Annotated in this window: 20 protein-coding genes and 2 tRNA genes; 17 read left to right on the plus strand and 5 right to left on the minus strand. The window is 65.9% G+C overall.

The features are described from left to right. The first annotated feature begins 18 nt into the window (after window positions 1–18). From MKP05_RS05555 to MKP05_RS05565, 3 genes are all read left to right on the plus strand, one after another. Window positions 19–1293, plus strand: coding sequence for an efflux RND transporter periplasmic adaptor subunit (locus MKP05_RS05555; RefSeq protein ID WP_110283579.1), 1275 nt, complete (start codon window positions 19–21; stop codon window positions 1291–1293). Then, a complete protein-coding gene (locus tag MKP05_RS05560; protein WP_240567394.1) occupies window positions 1290–4475 on the plus strand; it encodes an efflux RND transporter permease subunit in 3186 nt (1061 codons plus the stop codon). The genes MKP05_RS05555 and MKP05_RS05560 overlap by 4 nt, the downstream gene beginning before the upstream one ends. Before the next feature lie 194 nt (window positions 4476–4669). Next, window positions 4670–5362 carry a hypothetical protein gene (locus MKP05_RS05565; RefSeq protein WP_240567395.1) on the plus strand — a complete coding sequence of 231 codons (693 nt, stop codon included), beginning with the start codon at window positions 4670–4672 and terminating at the stop codon, window positions 5360–5362. Here the strand turns inward: MKP05_RS05565 and MKP05_RS05570 are convergent. Next, window positions 5354–5977 carry a TetR family transcriptional regulator gene (locus tag MKP05_RS05570; RefSeq protein ID WP_110283582.1) on the minus strand — a complete coding sequence of 208 codons (624 nt, stop codon included), beginning with the start codon at window positions 5975–5977 and terminating at the stop codon, window positions 5354–5356. The genes MKP05_RS05565 and MKP05_RS05570 overlap by 9 nt on opposite strands. A 161-nt stretch (window positions 5978–6138) precedes the next feature. Here MKP05_RS05570 and MKP05_RS05575 point away from each other — a divergent pair, with 161 nt between their 5' ends. Continuing rightward, window positions 6139–7170: a succinylglutamate desuccinylase/aspartoacylase family protein gene (locus MKP05_RS05575; RefSeq protein WP_240567396.1), complete on the plus strand. Its 1032-nt coding sequence runs from the start codon at window positions 6139–6141 to the stop codon at window positions 7168–7170. A 3-nt stretch (window positions 7171–7173) separates the two neighbouring features. On the opposite strand, the gene dusA is transcribed toward MKP05_RS05575, so the two are convergent. Next, window positions 7174–8190 carry a tRNA dihydrouridine(20/20a) synthase DusA gene (dusA, locus tag MKP05_RS05580; protein WP_240567397.1) on the minus strand — a complete coding sequence of 339 codons (1017 nt, stop codon included), beginning with the start codon at window positions 8188–8190 and terminating at the stop codon, window positions 7174–7176. Between the two features lie 382 nt (window positions 8191–8572). On the opposite strand from dusA, the gene MKP05_RS05585 reads away from it, so the two are divergent. The 3 genes from MKP05_RS05585 (at window position 8573) to MKP05_RS05595 (ending at window position 10390) form a co-directional block, all read left to right on the plus strand. Continuing rightward, window positions 8573–9136 (plus strand): YqhA family protein, encoded by a 564-nt coding sequence (locus MKP05_RS05585; protein ID WP_276316528.1) that lies wholly within the window; start codon window positions 8573–8575, stop codon window positions 9134–9136. A 163-nt stretch (window positions 9137–9299) separates the two neighbouring features. Next, on the plus strand, window positions 9300–9623 hold the full coding sequence (locus MKP05_RS05590) for a TraR/DksA family transcriptional regulator (RefSeq protein ID WP_110283586.1): 324 nt from the start codon (window positions 9300–9302) through the stop codon (window positions 9621–9623). A 173-nt stretch (window positions 9624–9796) separates the two neighbouring features. Beyond that, the gene (locus tag MKP05_RS05595) at window positions 9797–10390 is read left to right on the plus strand and encodes a hypothetical protein (protein ID WP_240567399.1); all 594 of its coding nucleotides are present in this window, start codon (window positions 9797–9799) and stop codon (window positions 10388–10390) included. Window positions 10391–10419: 29 nt separating this feature from the next. On the opposite strand, the gene MKP05_RS05600 is transcribed toward MKP05_RS05595, so the two are convergent. Further along, the gene (locus MKP05_RS05600) at window positions 10420–11010 is read right to left on the minus strand and encodes a helix-turn-helix domain-containing protein (protein ID WP_181422036.1); all 591 of its coding nucleotides are present in this window, start codon (window positions 11008–11010) and stop codon (window positions 10420–10422) included. A 470-nt stretch (window positions 11011–11480) separates the two neighbouring features. Between MKP05_RS05600 and gltX the strand changes: the two genes are divergently transcribed. The 3 genes from gltX to MKP05_RS05615 all read left to right on the plus strand — a co-directional run bounded on the left by gltX (window position 11481) and on the right by MKP05_RS05615 (window position 13369). Beyond that, window positions 11481–12962: a glutamate--tRNA ligase gene (gene gltX / locus MKP05_RS05605; protein ID WP_240567400.1), complete on the plus strand. Its 1482-nt coding sequence runs from the start codon at window positions 11481–11483 to the stop codon at window positions 12960–12962. A gap of 234 nt (window positions 12963–13196) precedes the next feature. Next, window positions 13197–13272: transfer RNA gene (locus MKP05_RS05610), tRNA-Ala, on the plus strand. Window positions 13273–13293: 21 nt separating this feature from the next. Continuing rightward, a tRNA-Glu gene (locus MKP05_RS05615) sits at window positions 13294–13369 on the plus strand. Window positions 13370–13931: 562 nt separating this feature from the next. On the opposite strand, the gene MKP05_RS05620 is transcribed toward MKP05_RS05615, so the two are convergent. Both MKP05_RS05620 and gltA read right to left on the minus strand, forming a co-directional pair. Beyond that, on the minus strand, window positions 13932–14819 hold the full coding sequence (locus MKP05_RS05620) for an NAD(P)-dependent oxidoreductase (RefSeq protein WP_240567401.1): 888 nt from the start codon (window positions 14817–14819) through the stop codon (window positions 13932–13934). 92 nt (window positions 14820–14911) lie between these two features. Continuing rightward, the gene (gltA, locus tag MKP05_RS05625; protein ID WP_240567402.1) at window positions 14912–16213 is read right to left on the minus strand and encodes a citrate synthase; all 1302 of its coding nucleotides are present in this window, start codon (window positions 16211–16213) and stop codon (window positions 14912–14914) included. Between the two features lie 438 nt (window positions 16214–16651). On the opposite strand from gltA, the gene sdhC reads away from it, so the two are divergent. From sdhC to lpdA, 7 genes are all read left to right on the plus strand, one after another. Further along, complete coding sequence (sdhC, locus tag MKP05_RS05630) at window positions 16652–17029, plus strand: succinate dehydrogenase, cytochrome b556 subunit (protein ID WP_240567403.1); 378 nt, start codon at window positions 16652–16654, stop codon at window positions 17027–17029. Then, entirely contained in the window at window positions 17023–17370 is a 348-nt protein-coding gene (gene sdhD / locus MKP05_RS05635; RefSeq protein ID WP_110283592.1) for a succinate dehydrogenase, hydrophobic membrane anchor protein, read from the plus strand. The genes sdhC and sdhD overlap by 7 nt, the downstream gene beginning before the upstream one ends. Before the next feature lie 3 nt (window positions 17371–17373). Beyond that, on the plus strand, window positions 17374–19146 hold the full coding sequence (sdhA, locus tag MKP05_RS05640; protein WP_110283593.1) for a succinate dehydrogenase flavoprotein subunit: 1773 nt from the start codon (window positions 17374–17376) through the stop codon (window positions 19144–19146). Between the two features lie 13 nt (window positions 19147–19159). Then, on the plus strand, window positions 19160–19870 hold the full coding sequence (locus tag MKP05_RS05645; protein ID WP_240567404.1) for a succinate dehydrogenase iron-sulfur subunit: 711 nt from the start codon (window positions 19160–19162) through the stop codon (window positions 19868–19870). A gap of 253 nt (window positions 19871–20123) precedes the next feature. Next, entirely contained in the window at window positions 20124–22958 is a 2835-nt protein-coding gene (locus MKP05_RS05650) for a 2-oxoglutarate dehydrogenase E1 component (protein WP_240567405.1), read from the plus strand. A 41-nt stretch (window positions 22959–22999) separates the two neighbouring features. Then, on the plus strand, window positions 23000–24541 hold the full coding sequence (odhB, locus tag MKP05_RS05655) for a 2-oxoglutarate dehydrogenase complex dihydrolipoyllysine-residue succinyltransferase (protein ID WP_240567406.1): 1542 nt from the start codon (window positions 23000–23002) through the stop codon (window positions 24539–24541). 53 nt (window positions 24542–24594) lie between these two features. Then, window positions 24595–26034 carry a dihydrolipoyl dehydrogenase gene (lpdA, locus tag MKP05_RS05660; protein WP_240567407.1) on the plus strand — a complete coding sequence of 480 codons (1440 nt, stop codon included), beginning with the start codon at window positions 24595–24597 and terminating at the stop codon, window positions 26032–26034. Window positions 26035–26141: the final 107 nt, after the last annotated feature.

The raw sequence follows: 26141 nt of genomic DNA on the forward strand, positions 1-26141 counted from the left end.
ACGGGATTGAGAGAAGTCATGAGAACGATGATCCGTAGTGGCCGGACCGTCCTGCTGGTGCTGGCCGCGGGCCTGTTGCTGGCGGCTTGTGGTCAGGACGAGGCACCACAGCAGCAGGTGGCCGGCGGCCAGGAGCGGCCTCCGCGGTCAGTGGAGGTAGTGGAGATGGCCCGGCAGGATATCCCGCTGGACAAGTCCTATCCCTCGTTGCTGCGCAGCGATGACGAGGTCACCCTGGTGGCCCGGGTGACCGGCTTCCTCGAGGAGCGGCACTTCGAACCCGGCCAGTTGGTAAACGAGGGGCAGAAGCTCTACACCATCGAGCCGGATTTCTATCAGGCCGTGGTCAATCAGCGCCAGGCCGACCTGCAGAGCGCCCGCGCCGAGCTCGCCCGCGCCCAGCGGGACGCCGAGCGCTTCGAGCGGCTGCTGAACCAGAACTCGGTGAGCCGCCAGCAGGTTGACCAGGCGCGAGCCGATCTGGGTGTCGCCCAGGCCCGTGTCGCCCAGGCGGAAGCCGCCTTGACCAGCGCCAATATCGATCTCGGCTATGCCGAGGTGACGGCTCCGGTCTCCGGCATGATCGGCCTGAGCCGGATCAACGTGGGCAACCTGGTCAACGCCGGTACCGAGCTCGCCACCATCACTCCGCTGGACCCGCTGGAGGTGCGCTTCCAGTTGCCCCAGCGCGATGCGTTCGAGCTGCGTCGCCAGCTCGAGGACCAGTCCCTCACCGATATCGGCGCCAGCCTCGAGGTCCCGGGCCTGGCCGGCAGCGACGCCGGGCAACTGCAAGGCCACCTGGATTTCCTGGGCTCACGGGTCGACGAGGGCACCAGCACCGTGCAGGCTTCCGCCACCTTCGCCAACCCCGGGGCCCGGGTGCTGCCCGGCCAGTTCGCGCGCGTGCGCATCGTGGGGCTGAAGCGCTTCGCTGTGCTGGCGGTGCCCGAGATCGCCGTGACCCAGGGGCTGATGGGCCCACAGGTGTTCGTGCTGGATGACGACGACGTGGCCCGTGCCCGCACCGTGGACTTGGGGGAAGTGGCCGGTCCGTGGCAGATCATTCGCGACGGCCTGGAAACCGGCGAGCGGGTGATAGTCGGCGATCCGTCCGGTATCGAGCCCGGCACACCCATCGAGCCGAAACCGTTCGCGGGGGAGGCCGGTGAGATCGTCGCGGACGTCGAGCAGGCCGAGGCGCAAGAGCAGCAAGAGGAACGCCCGGAAACGGCCGCCGCCAGGGAGGAAGGGGTAGCCCCGGACGCGGATGATGGAGAAGGGGAGTCATGAAGTTTTCCAATTTCTTCATCGCGCGACCGATCTTCGCCACGGTACTGGCGATCATCCTGACGGTCGTCGGCGTGATGAGCATGCGCGTGTTGCCCATCGAGCAATACCCCAGCGTGGTACCGCCAACGGTCTCCGTTCAGGCCAGCTTTCCCGGGGCCGACGCCGAGACGGTGGCCCAGACGGTAGCGGCGCCGCTTGCCGAGGCGATCAATGGCGTCGAGAACATGCTCTACATGACCTCGACGAGCGCCGACAACGGCTCGATGAGTCTCGAGGTGGCGTTCAATATCGGCACCGATGGCGACATCAACACCATCAACGTCAATAACCGGGTGCAGGGGGCGCTCTCCCAGCTGCCCGAGGCGGTGCAGGCCCAGGGCGTTACCGTGGAGCTGCAATCGAGTTCGATCCTGATGCTGGTGGCGCTGATTTCGCCGGAGGGTGACTACAACCGCACCTTCATGCAGAACTACGCGACGCTCAATGTCCTCGACGAGCTGCGCCAGGTGCCTGGCGTCGGCAATGCCGAGGTGCTCGGGGGCGGCGATTTCGCCATGCGCATCTGGATGGACCCGGACAAGCTGGCCCAGTATGACCTGACGCCCACCGAGGTGGCCGCCGCCATTCGCGCCCAGAACACCGAGGTGCCGGCGGGCAGCCTGGCCGCCACGCCCCAGAGCGAGCCGCGGGCCTTCAGCTACACCATCACCGCGGGCGGGCGACTCTCGAATGTCGACGACTTCCGCGACATCTTCCTGCGCACCAACCCGGATGGTTCGTCGCTGCGTCTTGACGACGTGGCGCGCATCGAACTGGGGGCCTCCTTCTACGGGGTGGATGCTCGTCTGAACGGCGCCTCCATGACGCCGATCATCATCAACCAGCAGCCCGGGGCCAACGCCCTGGAGACGGCCGAGGCGGTCAAGGCGACCATGGCCGAGCTGGAGGGGCGTTTCCCCCCGGGGCTCGAGCAGGTAGTGCCCTACGACACCACCCTGTTCATCGATGCGTCCGTCAACACCGTGACCAAGGTGTTCATCGAGGCCTTCCTGATCGTCGGTGTCATCCTGTTCATCTTCCTGCAGAACTGGCGCTTCACGGTGATCGCCATGTCGGTGGTACCGGTTTCCGTGCTGGCCACCTTCGCCGGTTTCTTCGCCTTCGGTTTCTCCATCAACCTGCTGACGCTGTTCGCCCTGGTGCTCTCCATCGGCATCGTGGTGGATGACGCCATCCTGGTGGTGGAGAACGTCGAGCGGGTGCTCAGCGAGGACGAATCGATATCGGTGTGGGATGCCACCATCCGGGCCATGAAGGAGGTGGGGGGGCCGGTCATCGCCACCTCGCTGATCATGGCCGCGGTCTTCGTGCCGGTGGCCTTCCTGGGGGGCTTCACCGGCCAGATCTACCAACAGTTCGCCCTCACCGTGGCGATCTCGGTGGCCTTCTCGGCGCTGATGGCGCTGACCTTCACCCCGGCGCTCTCGGCGATCTTCATCAAGCACAAGCCGCCGATGGGCGAGTCGAAGCTGAAGCGGGCCATCCATACCCCGCTGCGTCTCTTCGATCGCCTCTTCGCCGCCATCACCGCCGTCTACATGTGGGTGGTCAAGGCGCTGGTGCGCTTCTGGGGCCTGGCGCTGCTGCTCACCGCCCTGGTGATCGGTGGCGCCTGGTGGCTCTACCAGATAACGCCCTCGACCCTGGTGCCGGAGACTGACCAGGGCATCGTGCTGGCCAGCGTGCAGCTGCCGGACTCGGCCTCCCTGGCGCGCACCCAGGGCTACATGGGCGAGCTGAGCTCGCGTATCGAGGAGATCCCGGGGGTCAGCTACGTGGCGGCGGTCGCCGGCTACGATATCCTTTCCAGCGCGGTGAACACCGCGCGGGGCGTGATGTTCATCAACATGGCCCCCTGGGAAGATCGCGACCTGACGGCCGGCGAGCTGGTGGGCAGGATCATGCAGCTGGGCGCCCAGGTTCCCGGCGGCTCGGCCATGGCCTTCAACATGCCGCCGATCATGGGACTCTCCACCACGGGCGGCTTCACCGGCTACCTGCAGTCCTTCGAGGGGGCGAACCCCCAGGAGCTCTTCCAGGCCTCGCTGCAGGTGATGCAGGCGGCGGGCGAGCACCCGGCGCTTCAGCGGGTGTTCACCACCTTCAACGTCAACGTGCCGGGCTACCGGGCCGAGATCGACCAGCAGAAGGCGCTGAGCTATGGCGTGAAGCTCGAGGATCTCAACGCCACTCTGGCGAATACCTTTGGCAACGGCTTCGTCAACTACTTCAGCTACCAGAACCGCAACTTCCAGGTCTACCTGCAGAACGAGGACGAGTTTCGCAAGACGCCCGACGATATCGCCAATGTCTATGTGCGTGGGGGGGACGGCGAGCGGATTCCGCTGACTGAGTTCGTGGCCCTGGAGCGCCAGGCCAAGCCGGCAGTGGTGTCACGCTTCGGCGTCTATCTGGGCGCGCAGTTCCAGGGCGGACCCGCCGAAGGCTACAGCTCTGGCGAGGCCATCGCCGCCATGGAGGGGATCGTCGATGAGACCCTGGGTGGCGGCTGGGGCATGGGGTGGACCGGCACGGCCTATCAGGAGAGCAACATGGGCAGCACCGCGACGCTGGCCATTGTCTTCGGCCTGCTGATGGTGTTCCTGATCCTGGCGGCCCAGTACGAGAGCTGGTCGCTGCCGCTGGCGGTGCTCACGGCGACTCCCTTCGCCTTCCTGGGGGGCATCGGCGGCATCGTCGTGCGCGGCCTGGATACCAGCGTCTATGTGCAGATCGGCATGTTGGTGGTGGTGGGCCTGGCGGCCAAGAACGCCATCCTGATCGTGGAATTCGCCGAGCTCCAGCGCAGGGAGCTCGGCAAGTCGATCCGTGAGGCGGCGGTGACCGCCGCGGAGCTGCGCTTTCGGCCGATCGTCATGACGTCGCTGGCGTTCATCTTCGGTACCCTGCCGCTGGCCCTGGCCACCGGTGCCAGCGACACCAGCAGCCACCATATCGGCACCACGGTGGCGATGGGCATGGCCTCGGTGGCGATACTGGGCAGCTTCTTCGTGCCGACCTTCTACACGATGATCGCCCATGTCACCGACTGGCTGAGGCGCAAGCTGGGCAGCCAGGAGGCCTCCGAGCACCCGCCGGCACTGGAGAGCGATCAGCGCTGATCGCGTGTCGCCTCCGGCGATAGGGCACCACTCCAGGCGGGGTGGTGCCCTTTTTTCGGCCTGTCGCCACCAGGACGGTCCCGGCCGATCGGCACGGTGCCGGGCCGATCCCGGCGGAGGGTGGTCTACGCTGAGGGAGACAACCCCTTTGTCGGCCCCGTCCTCCGAGACTGGGGTGGCAGGAGAAGCGCGCCATGGAAGTCGTTCGTCAGATTGCCCTGAGCTTTCCGCTGGTGGTATTCAGCGTTCTGCTGCCCCTGGTGGCCCTCTACTGGTTGCTGGTGGCGATACGCCTGGCACCGGTGGAACTCTTCGAGCACGATAGCCTCAAGGGCGATCACCTGGCCAGCACCCTGGTCACCTTGGGCTTTGCCGGCGTGCCGGCGTCGTTCGCGTTGACGGTGTTGCTGGTGCTGGCGGGTGGCATCACCTTGACAGTAGAACTCCTCGTGCTGCGCTGGCTGCCGCTGGGGCTGTTCCGGATACCGGTAGGGGCGGTGGTGCTGTGGGGGGCCTTCGCGCTCGCCTCCCCGCTGGCCGCATCGCTCTGCCACGGGCTGCATCGCTGGTTCCATCGCCACTCGCCGCGCCGCTGCCTGCTCGGCGAGACGGTGGTGGTGAAGGAGGCGCCGGGCAGCGACGAGTGCACCACGGCGGGGGTCATCGACGACCCGGCGTGCGATGTCCGCCTCCACGGCAAGCCGGGCGCCCTGCCACGGGCCGGAGAGCGCCGGGTGCTGGTCAAGTACCTGCCGGGAGAAGGGGCCTACCGCAGCGTGGCCGAACGCGAGTACCTGGATGCCCGTACCCGGCTCAGCCGGCTGCGCCTGCAACAGAAACGCAAGAAGGGTGGGGCGCGCAACGGCGGGCCGGCAGCCTCACCCTGAGGGCGAGGCGCGCATCAGGTCCAGCTGGGTGTCCAGCAGCACCGTGCCGCGCTCCCGCAGGGAGTAGCTCTCGTGGTTGCGCAGCCAGTCGTGGAAGAGGCCGCCGAGCATGGCCTGCAGCAGTTCGGCGGCCACCTCGGGGCTCAGGTCCGGACGCAGGTGGCCCAGGCGGGCCGCACAGCCGAAATAGTCGATCAGTGCCCCGCACGCCTCCTCGGCCATCTCGGTCTGCATGGCCAGCGGGTCGATATCGCCGAAGACCTCGCAGTGGTGGATGAGAATGGCATGCACGCGCCGGTAGCGGGGCTGTTCGAGGCGTTCGAAACCCTTCAGGCAGGCCAGGCGGATCGCCTCGAGGGGACGCTCGACGAGGCTCGGGTCGCCGATCTCCTCGACCAGTTCCTGGAAGGGCATGCGCACGCGCTGCAGCATGGCCTGGAAGAGGTCGGCCTTGTTGCGGAAGTGCCAGTAGATGGCACCCCGGGTCATGTCGGCATGACGGGCGATCTGTTCCAGGGAAGTGCGGGCCACGCCCTTCTCCAGGAAGACTTCCTCGGCGGCGTCGAGCAGGGCTTCCCGGGTGGCAGCGGCCTCGGCCTTGGTGCGTCTGGCCATGGGGGGAGGGATCTCCGAAGATGACGGGATAGCCGTATTCTACCCGAGTCGGCGGGGTTTTACATTCATGAATGTATGGATTGAGGGGCTCGTCTTGCGGTGACCGTGAGCGTATAAGGAAAGTACGAAGAACAGCGTTGTTGTCACGCAAGGATGGTTCCATGGCTCGTGCTCCCTTCGAACTCGCTGGCGTCCGGGTGGCGGCGGGCTCGCGTACCCAGATCGACGTGCCCGTCGCCCGGCTCTACACCCATGCGCCGCTGCACATCCCGGTGGAAGTGGTGCATGGCCGACAGCACGGCCCGGTGCTGCTGGTCTGCGGCGGCATCCACGGCGACGAGATCAACAGCGTCGAGATCGTGCGGCGGCTGCTGCGCTCGCGGCAGTTGCAGAGCGTGCGCGGGACCCTGATCGCCGCCCCCATCGTCAACGTCTTCGGCTTCGTGCAGCACAGCCGCTACCTGCCCGACCGGCGCGACCTCAACCGCTGTTTCCCCGGCAGCGAGTCGGGCTCGCTGGGCGGGCGGGTGGCGGCGCTGTTCCGCGAGCAGATCGTCGATCACGCCACCCATATCATCGACCTGCACACCGGGGCCATTCACCGCACCAACCTGCCGCAGATCCGCGCCCAACTGAGCCCGGGCAGCGAGACGGAGCGCATGGCCAGCGCCTTCGGCGCGCCGGTGATCCTCAATGCCGAGCTGCGCGAGGGCAGCCTGCGCCACTATGCCCAGAATCGCGGCATTCCGGTGCTCACCTATGAGGCCGGCGAGGCGCTGCGCTTCGACGAGTGGGCGATCGCCCCGGGGGTGCGTGGCGTGCTGCGGGTGATGCGGCGGATCGGCATGCTGACCGGTGAACACCGCCGTCGCCCGCCCCCGGCGGCGGAGCTGGCCAACGGCTCCAGCTGGGCGCGGGCACCCATCGACGGCATCCTGCGGCCCCAGGTGCGCCTGGGGGCACGGGTGGCCAAGGGCGAGGTGCTGGGCAAGGTGGCCGATCCCTTCGGCAACGCCGAGGGTGAGGTGAAGTCGATGGCCGACGGCATCGTCATCGGCATGAGCCGGCTGCCGCTGGCCAACGAGGGCGAGGCGCTGTTCCATGTGGCCCGCTTCGATGCCATCGAGGAGGCGGAGAGTGCCGTGGAGAGCTTTCAGTCGAGCCTGGAACCGCCGCCCGATTCGCTCTACTGAGCCTCAGGCGGTCTCGGGGGCCGGTTCGCGCTCGGGCACCAGGCCGAGGGCATCGTCGAAGACCCGCAGGCAGGCGCCGTCCAGGTGGCCGTTCTCGGAGAGGTGGCGGCGGAAACGCCTGCCCCCCGGCTGACCCTGGAACAGGCCGAGCAGGTGGCGGGTGATGTGGTTGAGCTTGGCGCCTTCCTCGAGCCGCCGGGCGATATAGGGGCGCAGGGCGCGCGCCGCGTCATGGCGGCTGGCCGCCGGGCCCGGCTCGCCGTAGAGCGCCTGGTCGATGCCGGCCAGCAGCCAGGGGTTCTGGTAGGCCTCGCGACCGACCATCACGCTGTCGACGTGCTCGAGCTGCCCGCGGCACTCGTCCAGCGTCCTGATTCCGCCGTTGATGCCGATATGCAGCTCCGGCCGGCCCTGCTTCAGGCGATGCACGCGCGGATAGTTGAGCGGCGGGATATCGCGGTTCTCCTTGGGCGAGAGCCCCTGCAGCCAGGCCTTGCGGGCGTGGACGATGAATACCTCGCAGCCGGCATCCGCCACCTGGGAAATGAAGCGCTCGAGGTCGGCGTCCTCGTCCTGGTCGTCGATGCCGATGCGGCATTTCACCGTCACCGGAATCGACACCGCCTCGCGCATGGCGCGCACCGCCGCCGCGACCTTCCCCGGGTGGCCCATCAGGCAAGCCCCGATCAGGTTGTTCTGCACCCGGTCGCTGGGGCAGCCGACGTTGAGGTTCACCTCGTCGTAGCCCCACTCCTCGGCGATGGCCGCACACTCGGCGAGCTCGCCGGCATCGCTGCCGCCCAGCTGCAGTGCCAGGGGATGCTCTACCTCGTCATGGCCGAGAAATCGGCTGCGCGGGCTGCCGTGCAGGATGGCGCCGGTGGTCACCATCTCGGTATAGAGCAGCGCACGCCGGGTCAGGGTCCTGGCGAAGACTCTGTAGTCTCTCGTGGTCCAGTCCATCATGGGCGCGATGGAGAAAGTCCTGTCCAGCGCGGGGCGCGTGGTGCCAGTATCCATGCGGGTTGTGGCGGTTGCCTTATCTGTCATAACTGTACATGTTTACAGTGGTTTAGCCTCGTTTTTCGCCACTCGTTGGTACATTTTTGGCACACGGGGCCGTGGCAATTTGGTACATCGGGAGGATTCGCGTGGCGACGATCAGGAAGCGTCGGAAAAAGGACGGCAGTTTCTCATACCTGGCCCAGATCCGCATCGCCCGCCGTGGGCAACCAGACCACTCAGAATCGCGGACGTTCCCCAGGAAGGCGATGGCAGAGGAATGGGCCAAGCGCCGCGAGCTCGTCGCTGCCGTTAGGGGGGCGCGTGACTTTTTGGCAGTATGGAGAGGTGGAGATCAGGGAACTGCCCTGCCATCGATCACGGCCATCGGGGGAATGCCATGCCAGTCGAACCGCAGCACCAGGATGAACCGCCTCGCGGAGGGCGGCAAGGGAGAGGGGAAAGGGCGTTCGAGCGGTTCCTGTGGAACTCACGGTTCCTGGTCATGCTGGCGGTCCTGCCCAGCCTGATCGGGGCGCTGGTGCTGTTCATCATCGGCACCATCGACATCTTCAAGATCCTGCTGGGGGCCACCGCCTACTATCTGCTGGGCGTCGGAGCGGACATCCACGACACGGTGGTGCCGAACATCATCATGGCGATCGACATCTACCTGATCGCCATCGTGCTGCTGATCTTTGGCCTGGGTGTCTATCGGCTGTTCGTGTCGCCGATCGAGCAGGCCGAGGAGCATGCGCCGAAGCACCCGTTCAATGTGCAGTCCTTCGATCAGTTGAAGGACAAGATTGCGCGGGTGGTGATCCTGGCCGTGATCATCGAGTTCTTCCGGGCGGTGGTCGATATTCGCTTCCAGACGCCACTGGATGCGATCTACCTGGCGCTCTCGGTGTTGGCCCTGGCGGCCGCCCTTTACCTGATGAGCCTGGCGCACAGGGACGACTGAATCGGTGGCGGGTCAGGCTCTCGGCCAGCCCGGCCCGGCTGCTCGTGCCTTGCGGCCCCCGGGAGGGATCCATGATGGCATCGCCATCGGTTGGCGTATGCTATGAAATAGGGGGAGGGCGGTGACACCGCCCTTGATTCCGCGACCTGCACGAGGTGTTCTTATGGCGGATCGGAAGGTGGAACTGGAGGCACTGCGCGATGAGCTGATCGACCGGCTGGAACGCTACCGGGGGCACAAGGAGCATCGGGAGGGCCCGCTGGACAAGGACATGGAGGAGCAGGCCGTCGAGGTGCAGAACGACGACGTGATCGATTCCCTGGAGAACGAGGCCGAGGCAGAGCTGCGCCAGGTGATGCATGCTCTGGCGCGGATCGAGGCGGGGGAGGGGGATGTCTGTGAGGTGTGCGAGGAGCCGATCACGCCGGCGCGGCTCGAGGCGCTACCCTTCACCACGCTGTGCCGGGCCTGTGCCGAGTCCCGCTGAGCCGCCACGCAAGCCTCACCGAGTGGCCCGTGCATCGCGCGACCGGTGTCCCGTCGATGGTCGGTTTCTCGTCGCTGGCCACGTGATGCCGGGTGCCATCGCCGACCCGGACGGGACGGGGGCGGAGGCGCGGTGGTAGGCTGAGGGTCCATCAACAGGGCTGGAGGGCGTGCATGAAGGCGTGGTGTCGACTGTCCAGCATGGGGCTGGTGGCCCTGCTGCTGCTTGCGGGTTGCGGGGGGAACGAGAACGGAACGAAAGACCCCGAGTCGACCGAGGAGGCGAGCGAAGAGATGGCCATGGAGGAGCCGGCGCCCGAGCCCGAGCCGCGGGTGGAGCCCTTCAGTGAACCGGTGGAGATCGACTTCGTGGCCACGCTGCGCAGCGATCGACGGTTGATGGTCGAGGGCGAGAGCAACCTGCCCGATTCGGCCCGCCTGCTGATCGTGGTGGAGCGCGAGGCCAGTGGCGTGCGCTGGCAGTCGCGTACCAGCCTGGAGGAGGGGCACTTCGCCGCGGGTCCCTTCGGTCCCGGCAGCGGGTTACCGGATGGCGGCTATCGCATCACCGTGAACCTGCCCGTAGCCAATGTGCAGCCCCTGGCGGTGAGGCAACGCATCGGCGAGCAGGGCGAGCACCTGAGCGGGCCGCTAGTCAGCACGTCGCGGCACGGGCTGGGCCAGGTGGCGAGCAGTTCGCGCCGCTTCCTGGTCGGCAGCGAGCCGCGCCGTACCACCGACCAGGTCGAGGTGCTGGGTATCGAGTAAGTCCCATCTAGGGGGCTTGGCCGGGGGCGTCAGAGCGGGCTGGCCTGCCAGCGGGCCACCAGCTTGCCGAGCAGTCGGCAATCGGGGGTGTAGGGCGTGATCTCGTCGCTGGCCTGGCGCTCGAACTGCAGCTCGCCGGTGGGGCCCTGGCTGACGCGGCGCACACTCTGGGCACCGGCCAGTTCGACCAGGTAGAGCCCGGGTTGGCGGAACACCTCGGTGGGCGCGATGGCCACCAGGTCGCCCTGGGCGAGGAAGTCGAACGGCTCGCCGGGGGCCGGGGTCACCAGGTAGCACTCCCCCTCCCAGCGTTGCGCCGGCACCAGTTCGAAGGGCAGCTCGATGGCGCGTGCGCCGGGATCCTGCCAAGGGGCCGGTGGCAGGCGACGCAGATAGAGGGGCGCGGCGCGGCCCCGCTCGTCACTCTCGATCAACCGCGACAGGGGGCAGCCGAGCGCCTGGGCCAGGGCGACCAGCCGTTCGTGGCCGATCTGCTTGATGGCGCCGGATTCCCAGTAGGAAATCGTGACGTCGGATACACCGACCCTGCGGGCAAGAGCTGCCTTGTTGAGGTTGGCCTCCAGCCGAAGTTCCTTGATACGAGGGCCTAGTGAATCCATTTCTCCATCCTGTCGATGATTAATGGGATCAGCGATCATCAGCGATCACTCACGGCTGTGCAATACCGCGCATCAACGCTATTCGGCATCCCGGTGCCGCCGATGCGCTGCAGCAGCCCGGGGCATGCTCGCGTCTTCCTCGGCATGGCCGTGGCCACCGCGCTGGCACGCCGGAGTGGCTGGTCAGCCGGAATGACGGTCACCGTTGGCGCCGATGCGAGCCGAGAGCCGACGAAGGGCGCTGGATAGCGCCCCGTCAGACTGCCTTTCAGGGTCTTGAGTCGCAAGGCGGGGAGGTACTCCTTGTGTGCCGGACGGTGATGCCGCGGTTGACGGGAGACTCAGGCATGGACCACGCCGGGGAAGAATGATTCCCGCGACACACGGCTGCCGGGCGCGGGCCAGGTGCGTATAATGCGGCCATTGCCCTGTCCGCAGGGGTCATTTCCATTGCCAGGACCAAGGCCGACATGACCATACGCACCCGTATCGCGCCGTCACCCACCGGCGATCCCCACGTGGGCACCGCCTATATCGCCCTGTTCAACCTCTGCTTCGCGCGCCAGCATGGCGGCCAGTTCATCCTGCGCATCGAGGATACCGACCGCGTGCGCTCCACCGCCGAATCCGAGCAGATGATCCTCGATTCGCTGCGCTGGCTGGGGCTGGAGTGGGACGAGGGTCCCGACGTCGGCGGCCCCCACGGACCCTACCGCCAGAGCGAACGCGCTGACATCTACGGCGAGTATGCCCGTCAGTTGATCGAATCGGGCCATGCCTTCAAGTGCTACCGCACCGCGGAAGAGCTCGACGAGCTGCGCGAGGTGCGCAAGGCCGCCGGCATGCAGCTGGCGCTCAAGCCCGCCGACCTGGCGCTGCCCGCCGAGGAGGTGGCCCGCCGCGAGAAGGAGGGGTGGCCCCACGTGGTGCGGATGAAGGTGCCCAGCGACGGCACCTGCGTGATCCGGGATATGCTGCGCGGCTCCATCGAGGTGGACTGGGCCCAGGTCGACGCCCAGGTACTGCTCAAGTCCGACGGCATGCCCACCTATCACCTGGCCAACGTGGTCGACGACCACCTGATGGGCATCACCCACGTGCTGCGCGGCGAGGAGTGGATCAACTCGGCACCCAAGCACCAGCTGCTCTACGAGTACTTCGGCTGGGAGATGCCGGAGCTCTGCCATATGCCGCTGCTGCGCAACCCCGACAAGTCGAAGCTCTCCAAGCGCAAGAACCCGACCTCCATCAACTACTACCGGCGCATGGGCTTCCTGCCCCAGGCAGTGATCAACTACCTGGGCCGCATGGGCTGGTCGATGCCCGACGAGCGCGAGAAGTTCAGCCTCGACGAGATGATGGCGCACTTCGACATCCAGCGAGTGTCGCTGGGCGGGCCGGTGTTCGACCTGGAGAAGCTGACCTGGCTCAACGGCGTCTATATCCGCGAGGAGCTCGACGACGACGCCTTCCTCGAGGCGCTGATGAAGTGGGCCTTCAACGAGGAGTACGTGCGGGAGATCCTGCCCCAGGTGCGCCCGCGGGTGGAGACCCTCTCCCAGGTGGTGCCCCTGGCCGGCCACTTCTTTTCCGGCCTGCCGGCGATCGAGGAGGAGAGCTTCGACGACGTCAAGCTCGGCCGCGAGGAGCTGCTGAAGCTGTTGCAGTTCCTGGTGTGGCGCTTCGAGGTCGTGCCGGCCTGGCACAAGGTGGCGCTGCTCGCCGAGGTCAAGGCACTCGCCGAGCACTTCGAGTTGAAGATGAAGGCCTTCCTGGCGCCGGTGTTCATCGCCATCACCGGCTCGTCGTCGAGTACCTCGGTGATGGACGCCATGGCGATCCTCGGCTCCGACATGACCCGGGCGCGCCTGCGCCACGCCATCGAGGTGCTGGGCGGGGTTTCCAAGAAGCAGGCCAAGCGTTTCGAGAAGGAGTACCGCGAGCTTTCCTGAGTTGCTGGAATCGGCGCTGTGGGAGCTACGCTCTGCGGAGCGATTCGCCGCGAAGCGGCGCTGGGCGGTCATCGGCCAGGCGCCTTGGCGGCCACCGCCAAGGCGCCTGGCGGCGCCAATCGCTCGGCGGAGCCAAGCTCCCACAGGGGACGATAAATCGGTGCTTTTCCTGTTGACGAAGGTGAGGCGAATCAGTACTATACGCTCCGTCTTCACGAGACACCGAGAAGCACTGGGGCCTTAGCTCAGCTGGGAGAGCGCAACACTGGCAGTGTTGAGGTCAGCGGTTCGATCCCGCTAGGCTCCACCACATCTCGATCGGAAGCACTGCGTCCCATTCGTCTAGTGGTCCAGGACACCGCCCTTTCACGGCGGGAACAGGGGTTCGAACCCCCTATGGGACGCCACTTCGCTTTCCCTTCCGTCGCCCTCCCGTGGCGACAAGCGCGGACGCCTCGAGGCGTCTTTTTGTCTTTGCCCGTCGACGGAGTCGACCCGGCAGCGGCAGGCGCTGGCCGTCCGTCTAATACTGACATCCCGTTACAAGCTGGCTTCAGGCGCCTGACGTCTCGTTACATAGCGACCTTGGGGGCTTGACATCAGTCTCGACTTGTCCACTTGGCCGGCTCCCGGCGGATCGTCTGTGCACAGCTTCGGCGCCAACCCGCATGGTTGCGGGGATCTTCTTTATTTCCTTTAAAATCAACCTGTTAGAAAAGATCAAAAATTGATCAATCTAAGACGGTTCCCCATTTCATGGCGATTCGAAGGCCTTTTCGAGTGGTTGTGAACAGGTTTATCCACAGAATGTGTGGAAAACACTGCGCCGGGTTCGTGGAGAGGGCTCATCCCTTGGGGATGAGGATTGTAATGCCTTGGTGTGAGGGGCTGGAGGCCCGCATGAGGTGGGGGGAGCCATGGGGGGAATGCCCGGCGGACGTGGATGGGCCGCGACCGCCGGGGAGGGCGTCAGTCGTGTCCCAGGGCGCGCAGGCGGCGCAGCAGCGAGGAGGTATCCCAGCGGCCGCCCCCCATGGCCTGGACGTCGCCATAGAACTGGTCGACCAGGGCCGTCACCGGTAGGCGGGCCTGGAGGCGCCGGGCCTGCTCGAGACAGATGCCCAGATCCTTGCGCATCCAGTTCACCGCGAAGCCGTGCTCGTACTCGTCGCCGATCATGGTCTTGTGGCGATTCTCCATCTGCCAGGAGCCGGCGGCCCCCTGGGAAATGACGTCGACGACGCGCTGCTGGTCGAGACCGGCCTGCTCGGCGAAGTGCAGCCCCTCGGCCAGGCCCTGAACCAGGCCGGCGATGCAGATCTGGTTGACCATCTTGGCCAGCTGTCCGCTGCCGGCGGTACCCATCAGGGTCACCGCACGGCCGTAGTGGGCTAGGGCGGGGCGGGCACGCTCGAAGTCGTCCTCGGCGCCGCCGCACATGATGGTCAGGGCGCCGTTCTCGGCGCCCTGCTGGCCACCGGAGACGGGGGCATCGACGAAGCCGATGTCCCGCTCGCGACAGGCGGCGTCCAGCTCGCAGGCCAGGTCCGCCGAGGCGGTGGTGTGGTCCACCAGGAGGCTGCCCGGGGCCATGCCGAGCAGCGCGCCGTCCTCGCCGGTGGTGACATGACGCACGTCATCGTCGTTGCCCACGCAGACCAGCACCAGGTCGGCGCCCTCGGCGGCGGCCCGTGGGCTGGGGTGGTGGCTGCCGCCGTGCTCGGCGACCCAGGCCTCGGCCTTGGCGGCGGTGCGATTATAGACGCGCACGGTCAGCCCCTGGCGGGCCAGGTGGCCGGCCATGGGATACCCCATCACGCCCAGGCCGATAAAGGCCACCGTCGAGATGCTGCTCATCCTGATGCTCCTTCTTTAGGTGTTGCATGACGCAGAAAGCCGCCCGAAGGCGGCTTTCCGTTGCGAGGCGGCCTGGGCCGCTGCCTGCCGACTTACTTGGCAGGATAGTCCTTGGCAGGATAGTCGCGCGGGGTATGGCCGGTGTAGAGCTGGCGCGGGCGACCGATCTTGTAGCTGTCGCTGAGCATCTCGTGCCAGTGGGAGATCCAGCCGATGGTGCGCGATACGGCGAAGATCACCGTGAACATGTTGGTCGGGATGCCCATGGCCTTGAGGATGATGCCGGAGTAGAAGTCGACATTCGGGTAGAGCTTGCGCTCGATGAAGTACTCGTCCTCGAGGGCGATCTGCTCCAGGCGCTTGGCGATCTTCAACTGCGGGTCGTCGGCCATGCCCAGCTCGGCCAGCACCTCGTCGCAGGTCTCCTTCATCACCTTGGCGCGCGGGTCGAAGTTGCGGTAGACGCGGTGGCCGAAGCCCATCAGCTTGAACGGGTCGTCCTTGTCCTTGGCGCGGTCGACGAAGCGCTGGATGTTCTCCTCGGACTCGTCGCCGATCTCGTCGAGCATCTTCAGCACCGCCTCGTTGGCGCCGCCGTGGGCCGGGCCCCACAGCGCGGCGATCCCGGCGCTGATGCAGGCGAAGGGGTTGGCGCCGGTGGAGCCGGCCAGGCGCACCGTAGAGGTGGAGGCGTTCTGCTCGTGGTCGGCGTGGAGCATGAAGATGCGGTCCATGGCCTTGGCGTAGACCGGGTTGATCTTGTACTCCTCGCAGGGGTTGCTGAACATCATGTAGAGGAAGTTCTCTGCATAGCTCAGCTCGTTGCGCGGATAGTTGAACGGCTGCCCGACATTGTACTTGTGGGACATCGCCGCGAGGGTCGGCATCTTGGCGATCAGGCGGATCGCGCTGATCTGGCGGTCCTCTTCCTGGGTGATGTCCATGTGGTCGTGATAGAAGGCCGCCAGGCCGCCGACCACGCCGCAGAGGATCGACATCGGGTGGGCGTCGCGACGGAAGCCCTTGAAGAAGTTGTTGATCTGGTCGTGGACCATGGTGTGGTTGCGGACCCGCGACTCGAAATCTGCATACTGCTCGTCGCTGGGCAACTCGCCGAACAGCAGCAGGTAGCACAGCTCGACGAAGGTGGACTCCTTGGCCAGCTGGTCGATCGGGTAGCCGCGGTGCAGCAGCACGCCCTTGCCACCATCGATGTAGGTGATGGCGGACTGGCAGGAGGAGGTGGCCATGAAACCGGGGTCGTAGGTGAAGAGGCCTTCCGCGCCCAGGCCGCGGACATCGATCACGTCAGGCCCCAGGGTACCTGAGTAGATCGGTAGCTCGATCGTCTTCTCCAGACCGTCTACCGTCAGGGTCGCTTTCCTGTCAGCCATAATCTGGCCTCCTCTCGAGTACTTGGTGGAACGAAATGTCGTGAATTCGCTGAAGTTGCCGGCGAAAAGGTTCGCCCACTATAGAAGCGTCTCAGCGATTGTCAATTAGCCCATCGCGAGGCTTTACTTGTACGTGTGCATTTCAAGTTATAATTATTGTGAAGAAAATGGTGCTATGCACCATTCGGGAGCGTGAGGCGCGCACGGGGCATGCAAGGCGGCTCGTGGCAACCCTGCGGCAGGCTAGCACCATGGTCGAGTCGGGCCGGTGTCCATTTGTCATGGGACAGCCATGTCCCTATAATCCACCCCGCGCGACTGGCAGGAAAAGGTGGCCTTGCCACACTTGGCAACGGCCGAGTCCCTTCCCGAAACCACCGCCCGCTCGGGCCGCCATGCCCAGAGCACAGAGCGGGCCAAGAGAGTGTGTATAGAGCCGTGAATAGCAAACGACCCGTAAACCTGGATCTCTCCACGATACAGTTTCCCCTCCCCGCCCTGACGTCGATCGCCCACCGCATCACCGGCGTCATCCTCTTCATCGGCCTGATCTTCGCCTTCTGGGCGCTCGACAAGTCCCTGTCGTCCCCGGCGGGATTCGAGGCGGTGCGTGACGCCCTGGCCAGCAACTTCCTGGTCAAGCTGATTGCCTGGGGTCTGCTGTCGGCCCTGGCCTTCCACTTCGTGGCCGGCATCAAGCACCTGCTGATGGACATCGACATCGGCGTGACCCTCGAGGGCGGCATCAAGAAGGCGCAGATCACCGTGGTACTGAGCGCCGTTCTGATCATTCTGGCTGGAGTCTGGGTATGGTAACCAACATCACGAATTTCGGACGCAGCGGCCTGTCCGACTGGCTGGTCCAGCGCGTCTCGGCGATCATCCTCGCGCTCTACACACTCTTCATCGTCGCCTACCTGCTGCTGAATCCGGGCCTCGACTACGCCACCTGGAGCGGCCTGTTCGCCCAGACCTGGATGCGCATCTTCTCGCTGCTCGCCTTCGTTTCCATTGCCGCGCACGCCTGGATCGGGCTGTGGACCGTGACCACCGATTACCTCAAGCCGACCGGCCTGCGTGTCGGCATCCAGACCTTCATCATCCTGGCCATCTTCGTGTTCCTGGTCTGGGGCATTCAGATTCTGTGGGGAGCCTGATCCATGTCCAACATGCGTAGCCTGTCATTCGATGCCATCATCATCGGCGGTGGCGGCTCCGGCCTGCGGGCCGCCCTCGAGCTGGCCAAGTCCGGCAAGAAGACCGCCGTGCTGTCCAAGGTCTTCCCGACCCGCTCGCACACCGTCTCCGCCCAGGGCGGTATCACCTGTGCCATCGCCTCCGCCGACCCCGAGGACGACTGGCGCTGGCACATGTACGACACCGTCAAGGGCGGCGACTACATCGCCGACCAGGATGCCGCGGAGTACATGTGTTCCGAAGGCCCGAAAGCGGTGTTCGAACTCGAGCACATGGGCCTGCCGTTCTCCCGCTTCGACAACGGCCGCATCTACCAGCGTCCCTTCGGCGGCCAGTCCAAGAACTTCGGCGAGGGCGGCCAGGCGGCCCGTACCTGTGCCGCAGCCGACCGCACCGGCCACGCCCTGCTGCATACGCTCTACCAGAACAACCTGAAGAACAATACCACCTTCCTCAACGAGTGGTACGCCGTCGACTTAGTCAAGAACGCCAACGGTGACGTGGTGGGCTGCATCGCCATGGACATCGAGACCGGCGAGGTGGTTCACGTGAAGTCCAAGGCCACCGTGCTGGCCACCGGCGGCGCCGGCCGCATCTATGCGTCCACCACCAATGCCCTGATCAACACCGGTGACGGCATCGGCATGGCGCTGCGTGCCGGCTTCCCGATGCAGGACATGGAGATGTGGCAGTTCCACCCGACCGGCATCTACGGTGCCGGCACCCTGGTGACCGAGGGCTGCCGCGGTGAGGGCGGCTACCTGGTCAACAAGGACGGCGAGCGCTTCATGGAGCGCTATGCGCCCAACGCCAAGGACCTGGCCGGCCGCGACGTGGTCGCGCGCTCCATGGTCATGGAGATCCTCGAGGGCCGCGGCTGCGGCGAACAGGGCGATCACGTCTTCCTCAAGCTCGACCACCTGGGCGAGGAGGTGCTCGGCAAGCGTCTGCCCGGCATCGTCGAGCTCTCCAAGACCTTCGCCCACGTGGATCCGGCCAAGGAGCCGATCCCGGTGGTGCCGACCTGTCACTACATGATGGGCGGGATCCCCACCAACGTGCATGGCCAGGCGATCATGCAGGATGCCGACGGCAACGACCAGGTCGTGGGCGGCCTGTTCGCCTGTGGCGAGGCGGCCTGCGTCTCGGTGCACGGTGCCAACCGCCTGGGCGGCAACTCGCTGCTCGACCTGGTGGTGTTCGGTCGCGCGGCCGGCATGTTCATCGAGGGGGCGCTCAACGAGGGCATCGACTACCTCGAGGCGTCCGAGTCCGACATCGAGTCGGCCATGAAGCGCATGACCCGCTGGAACGAGTCCGGCGAGGGCGAGACCGTACCCGAGCTCAAGCGCGAGCTGCAGAGCATCATGCAGAACTCCTTCGGTGTGTTCCGCGAGGAAGCGAACATGCAGAAGGGCGTCAAGCAACTGGCAGAGTTGCGCGAGCGTATCGCCAAGGCGCATCTGCCCGACAAGTCCAACGCCTTCAACACCGCCCGTGTCGAGGCCCTGGAGCTGGACAACCTGATGGAAGTGGCCGAGGCCACCGCCATCGCGGCGCTGGACCGCAAGGAGAGCCGCGGGGCGCATTCCCGCTACGACTACCCGGACCGCGACGACGTCAACTGGCTGAAGCACTCGCTCTACTTCCCGACCGAGAAGCGAGTCGGCAAGCGCGACGTCAACTTCGCGCCCAGGACGGTCGACACCTTCGAGCCGAAAGTCCGCACCTATTAACAGGGGAGTCACGATGTCCACGCTTCAGGTATCCATCTACCGCTACAACCCGGAAACCGACTCCGCACCCTACATGCAGGAGTTCCAGGTCGACACCCAGGGCCGTGACCTGATGGTGCTCGACGTGCTGCACCTGATGAAGGAGCAGGACAACGGCCTGGCCTATCGTCGCAGCTGCCGCGAAGGGGTCTGCGGCTCCGACGGCATGAACATGAACGGCAAGAATGGCCTGGCCTGCATCACCCCGCTGTCCGAGGTGGTGAAGAAGGGCAAGCTGGCGCTGCGTCCGCTGCCGGGCCTGCCGGTCATCCGTGATCTGGTGGTCGACATGGGGCTGTTCTACAAGCAGTACGAACGCATCCAGCCGTACCTGCAGAACGACACCCCGGCCCCCGCGATCGAGCGCCTGCAGTCGCCGGAGGAGCGCGACAAGCTCGACGGCCTCTACGAATGCATCCTGTGCGCCTGCTGCTCGACCGCCTGCCCGTCGTTCTGGTGGAACCCCGACAAGTTCGTCGGCCCGGCAGGCCTGCTGCAGGCCTATCGCTTCCTGGCGGACTCCCGCGACACTGCGACCCGCGAGCGCCTGACCGAGCTCGAGGATCCGTTCAGCGTGTTTCGCTGCCGCGGCATCATGAACTGCGTCGCGGTATGCCCCAAGGGGCTCAACCCGACGCGGGCGATCGGCAAGATCCGCGAAATGTTGCTGGCCAATGCCACTTAAATCGTGGCGCCCGGCTTGTTATCATGTGCCACGGTTTTCGGCTGCGACCCATCGTCGCAGCCGGGAGCCGGCACAGTAGTGTCAAGAGCCGGTGCCCTGGGCACCGGCTCTTGACCATCGAAATTCAGGGTTTCCGGCTTCCGGCCGGAACCGCCGGAGACGAAGACGCCCCACCGGCAGGGCACCACCGATGTCGCCATGCCCGTTTCCTGGCGACGCCGACTACACCCCATCAGTGCAGGGTGACCGAGAGATGCAACAAGGCATAATGGAGTTGATGTGGCGCTCCTCCCACGTCAGTGGCGGTAATGCCCACTATGTGGAAGCGCTCTACGAGCAGTACCTCGAAGATCCCCAGGCTGTCCCCGACGAATGGCGCAATTATTTCGACCAGTTGCCGCGTCCTGAAGGCAGCGCTTCACACGACGTTCCGCTTGCCCCGATCCGCGATCAGTTCTACCAGCTCGGCCGAGCGCGGCGCACCGCCCAGGCAGGCACCGCCGCCGACAGCGGGGAGAACAAGAAGCAGGTCAAGGTTCTCCAGCTGATCAACGCCTACCGCTTCCGTGGGCACCAGAAGGCCAAAATCGACCCGCTCGACCTGCGCAGCCCCACCCCCGTCCCCGACCTCGACCTCTCCTTCCACCAGCTCTCGAAGGCCGACCTGGATACCGAGTTCCAGACCGGCTCCTTCTTCATGGGCCTGGACAAGGCACCGCTCAAGGATATCGTCGAGGCGCTGGAGCAGACCTACTGCCGCTCGATCGGCTGCGAGATCATGCATATCGTCGATACCGAGGAGAAGCGCTGGCTGCAGCAGCGCTTCGAGTCGGTGCGCTCGGCGCCCAGGTTCAGTGACGAGGTGCGCAAGCACGTGCTCGAGCGGCTGACCGCCGCCGAGGGCCTGGAGAGCTACCTGGCCTCCAAGTACCCGGGCACCAAGCGCTTCGGCCTGGAGGGCGGCGAGGCCTTCATCCCGATGATGGACGAGCTGATCCAGCGTGCCGGCGGCTACGGCACCAAGGAAGTGGTCATCGGCATGGCCCACCGCGGGCGCCTCAACCTGCTGGTCAACATCCTCGGCAAGAACCCCTCCGAGCTGATCGACGAGTTCGACGGCAAGAAGGTCATCGAGCGCGGCTCGGGCGACGTCAAGTACCACCAGGGCTTCAGCTCCAACGTCATGACCCCGGGTGGCGAGGTGCACCTGGCGCTGTCGTTCAATCCCTCTCACCTGGAGATCGTCGCTCCCGTGGTCGAGGGCTCGGTACGCGCCCGCCAGGACCGCCGTGACGACCCGGTTGGCGACAAGGTGCTGCCGATCAACGTCCACGGCGATGCCGCCTTCGCCGGCCAGGGCGTGGTCATGGAGACCTTCCAGATGTCCCAGACCCGTGCCTACAAGACCGGCGGCACGGTGCACATCGTCATCAACAACCAGGTCGGTTTCACCACCTCCAACCCGCTGGACGCCCGCTCCACCGAGTACTGCACCGACATCGCCAAGATGGTCCAGGCGCCGATCTTCCACGTCAACGGCGACGACGCCGATGCGGTACTGCACGCCACCCAGGTGGCGCTGGACTACCGCCAGCAGTTCAAGCGTGACGTGGTCATCGACCTGGTCTGCTACCGTCGGCGCGGCCACAACGAGGCCGACGAGCCCTCCGGCACCCAGCCGATGATGTACAGCAAGATCAAGCAGCACCCCTCGTCCCGGACCCTCTACGCCAAGCATCTGGTCGAGCAGGGAGTGGTCAGCGAGGAGGCGGCCAAGGCGATGGTCGAGACCTACCGCGATGGCCTGGTGGCCGGCAATCACGTGGCCAACGCCCTGGTGCAGGAGCCCAACACCTCGCTGTTCGTCGACTGGAGGCCCTACCTGGGCCACGAGTGGAGCGGCGACGCCGACACCACCGTCGACATGAAGCGCCTGCAGCAGCTGGCGGCCAGGATGTGCGAGATTCCCGACGGCATCGCCGTGCAGCGCCAGGTGGCCAAGATCTACGAGGATCGCCGCAAAATGCAGGCCGGTGGCCTGGCGGTCAACTGGGGCTTCGCCGAGACCCTGGCCTATGCCACCCTGCTCGACCAGGGGCACCCGGTGCGCATCACCGGCCAGGACGTGGCCCGCGGGACCTTCTCCCACCGCCACGCGGTGATCCACAACCAGAAGGACGGCAGCGCCTATGTGCCGCTGCAACACATGGCCGACGGCCAGCCGCGCTTCACCATCTACGACTCCTTCCTCTCGGAAGAGGCCGTGCTGGCCTTCGAGTACGGCTATGCCACCACCATGCCCAATGCGCTGATCGTCTGGGAGGCGCAGTTCGGTGACTTCTTCAACGGTGCCCAGGTGGTGGTCGACCAGTTCATCTCCTCCGGCGAGACCAAGTGGGGTCGGCTGTGCGGCCTGACCATGCTGCTACCCCACGGCTACGAGGGCCAGGGCCCCGAGCACTCCTCGGCGCGTCTCGAGCGCTTCCTGCAGCTGTGTGCCGAGCACAACATGCAGGTCTGCGTGCCCACCACCCCGGCCCAGATCTTCCACCTGCTGCGTCGCCAGGTGATCCGCCCGCTGCGCAAGCCGCTGGTGGTGATGTCGCCCAAGAGCCTGCTGCGCCACAAGGAGGCGACCTCGAGCCTCGAGGAGCTGGCCGATGTCGGCTTCCAGATGGTGCTGCCCGACCAGGGCAAGCTCGAGGCCGGCAAGGTCGAGCGCATCATCCTCTGCGCTGGCAAGGTCTACTACGACCTCGCCAACTGGCGTGAAGAGAACGCCCGCGACGACGTCGCCATCCTGCGTCTCGAGCAGCTCTATCCCTTCCCCAAGGAGGAGCTCTTCGAAGCGATCAAGGCCTACACCAATGTCACCGATGTGGTGTGGTGCCAGGAGGAGCCGCTCAATCAGGGGGCCTGGTACTCGAGCCAGCACCACATGCGTGCGGTCATCGACATGCACCGTAACGGCCTGGGGCGGGAACTGAAGTTCGCCGGACGACCGGCATCGGCGGCACCCGCAGCGGGCTACATGTCCGTGCATACCGAACAGCAGCGCCAGCTGGTGGAAGACGCCTTCAACGTCTGAAGCGACCACCGGGACGAGAGAGAACATACAAGGGATACGACATGGCTACCGAGATCAAGGCACCCACCTTTCCGGAATCCGTTGCCGAAGGCAGCGTGGCCGCTTGGCACAAGAAGCCCGGCGACAGCGTCGAGCGCGACGAGTTGCTCGTCGAGATCGAGACCGACAAGGTGGTGCTCGAGGTGCTGGCCCCGGAAGCCGGCACCCTCTCCGAGGTGCTGGCCGAGGAAGGCGAGACGGTGGAGTCCGAGCAGGTGCTGGGGCGCATCGGCGAAGGCGCGGCCAAGGGCGGCGAGAAAAAGGTCGAGCAGAAGCTCAATGCCAAGGCCGAGCAGAAGAGCGACGTCAAGCCCGCCGGCGGCGGCAAGAGTCACGAGGTGAAGGCACCGACCTTCCCCGAGTCGATCCAGGAGGGCACCGTAGCCACCTGGCACAAGCGCCTCGGCGAGGCGGTCAAGCGCGACGAGGTGCTGGCCGATATCGAGACCGACAAGGTGGTGCTCGAGGTGGTGGCGCCGGCCGATGGCGCGCTCTCCGAGATCAAGGCGGAAGCGGGCAGCCAGGTCGAATCCGAGGCGGTGCTGGCTCTCTTCGTCGAGGGCGCCGGCGGCGCTGCCACCGCGGCCGAAGAGGTGCCTGCCGCTTCCGCCGACGACGGTGCCGGCGACGAGAAGGTCGGCGACAAGATTCTCGCCCCGGCCGCCCGCAAGCTGGTGGCCGAGCACGACCTCGACGTGTGCCGAATCGAGGGCACCGGCAAGGGCGGCCGCATCCTCAAGGAGGACGTGCAGAAGGCAGTCAAGGCCGGCACCGCGAAGAAGGCCGCCAAGCCGGCCGCAGCGCCCAAGCAGGCCGCTGCCGCCGCCCCGGCCGTCGAGGGCGAGCGCCCCGAGAAGCGCGTGCCGATGAGCCGCCTGCGCCAGACCATCGCCAAGCGTCTGGTCCAGGCCCAGCAGACCGCCGCCATGCTCACCACCTACAACGAGGTGGACATGGGCGCGGTGATGGACCTGCGGGCACAGTACAAGGACTCCTTCCTCAAGGCCCACGACACCAAGCTCGGCTTCATGGGCTTCTTCGTCAAGGCGGCCAGCGAGGCGCTCAAGCGCTTCCCCGACGTCAACGCCTCCATCGATGGCACCGACATCGTCTACCACGGCTACCAGGACATCGGCGTGGCCGTGTCCACCGACCGTGGCCTGGTGGTGCCGGTGCTGCGTGACACCGACAGCATGAAGATCGCCGATGTCGAGAAGGGCATCGTCGACTTCGGCAAGCGTGCCCGTGACGGCAAGCTCGGCATCGACGAGATGCAGGGCGGCACCTTCACCATCACCAACGGCGGTATCTTCGGCTCGCTGCTCTCTACGCCGATCCTCAACCCGCCGCAGACCGCCATCCTGGGCATGCACAAGATCCAGGAGCGTCCCATGGCGGTGAATGGCAAGGTCGAGGTCCGCCCGATGATGTACCTGGCGCTGTCCTACGACCACCGCATGATCGACGGCAAGGACGCGGTGCGGTTCCTGGTGACCCTCAAGGAACTGCTCGAGGATCCGGCACGCCTGCTGCTGGACATCTAGGCATCGCCCGACTCAACGGACTCAAACGCGAACCGATCAACAGGAAGAACCACATGGCCGATAAATTTGATGTGATCGTCATCGGTGCGGGCCCCGGGGGCTACGTGGCCGCCATCCGCGCCGCCCAGCTGGGGCTGAAGACCGCCTGTGTCGAGAAGTGGCTCGACAAGGAAGGCAAGGTCGTCCACGGCGGCACCTGCCTGAACGTGGGCTGTATCCCGTCCAAGGCGCTGCTCGAGGCCTCCCACAAGTTCGTCGAGGCCAAGCACGACTTCGATGACATCGGGATCCAGGCCGGTGACGTCAGCATGGACGTCAAGAAGATGATGGCCCGCAAGGAAAAGATCGTGAAGAACCTGACCGGCGGCATCTCCGGTCTGTTCAAGGCGAACGGCGTCACCGCCATCGACGGCACCGGCAAGGTGACCTCCTCGAAGCAGGTCGAGGTCACCGGCCTGGATGGCAAGGCCACCACCTATGAGGCGGACAACATCGTCATCGCCGCCGGTTCGGTGCCGGTGGAGATCCCGCCGACCCCGCTGGTCGAGGGCATGGTCGTCGACTCCTCCGGTGCGCTGGAATTCGACGAGGTGCCCGAGCGGCTGGGCGTGATCGGTGCCGGCATCATCGGCCTGGAGCTGGGCAGCGTCTGGAGCCGCCTGGGCGCCGATGTGACCATGCTCGAGGCCATGGACACCTTCCTGCCGATGGTCGATACCGCCATCGCCAAGGAGACCCAGAAGCTGCTCAAGAAGCAGGGGCTGGACATTCGCCTGGGCACCCGGGTCACCGGTTCCGAGGTCAAGGGCAAGGAGGTCGTCGTCAAGTACACCGACGCCAACGGCGAGCAGGAAGCGACCTTCGACAAGCTGATCGTCTGCGTCGGCCGTCGTCCCTACACCCAGGGGGTGGTGGGAGAAGGCGTGGGCGTCAAGCTCGACGAGCGCGGCTTCATCTTCGTCGACGACCAGTGCCGCACCAGCGTGCCGAACGTCTACGCCATCGGTGACTGTGTGCGCGGTCAGATGCTGGCCCACAAGGCTTCCGAAGAGGGCATCATGGTGGCGGACATCATCGCCGGTCACAAGGCCGAGATGAACTACGACGCCATCCCCAGCGTCATCTACACCTTCCCCGAGGTGGCCTGGGTCGGCTTGACCGAGCAGGAAGCCAAGGCGGCCGGCATCGAGGTCAAGACCGGGTCCTTCCCGTTCGCCGCCAGTGGCCGTGCCATGGCCAACAACGCCACCGAGGGCCAGGCCAAGATCATCGCCGACGCCGAGACCGACCGCGTGCTGGGCATGCACATCGTCGGCCAGCACGCCGGCGAGATGATCGCCCAGGGCGTGATCGCCCTGGAATTCGGCTCCAGCGCCGAGGACCTGGCGCTGACCTGCTATGCTCACCCGACCATGTCGGAGGCGGTGCACGAGGCGGCGCTGGCCGTGGAAGGCCATGCCATCCATATGGCCAATCGCAAGAAGCGCAAGTAAGACAAGAAGCGCCGCCTTCGGGCGGCGCGTCCCTTCCGGCCATGTACCGGAAGAGGTCGGTGGTAGCCTGAGCGTCGCGCCACACGAGTGCTGGCGAGGTTACCGTT

The sequence above is a fragment of the Halomonas flagellata genome, from assembly GCF_022487945.1.
GTDB classification, from domain to species: domain Bacteria; phylum Pseudomonadota; class Gammaproteobacteria; order Pseudomonadales; family Halomonadaceae; genus Halomonas; species Halomonas flagellata.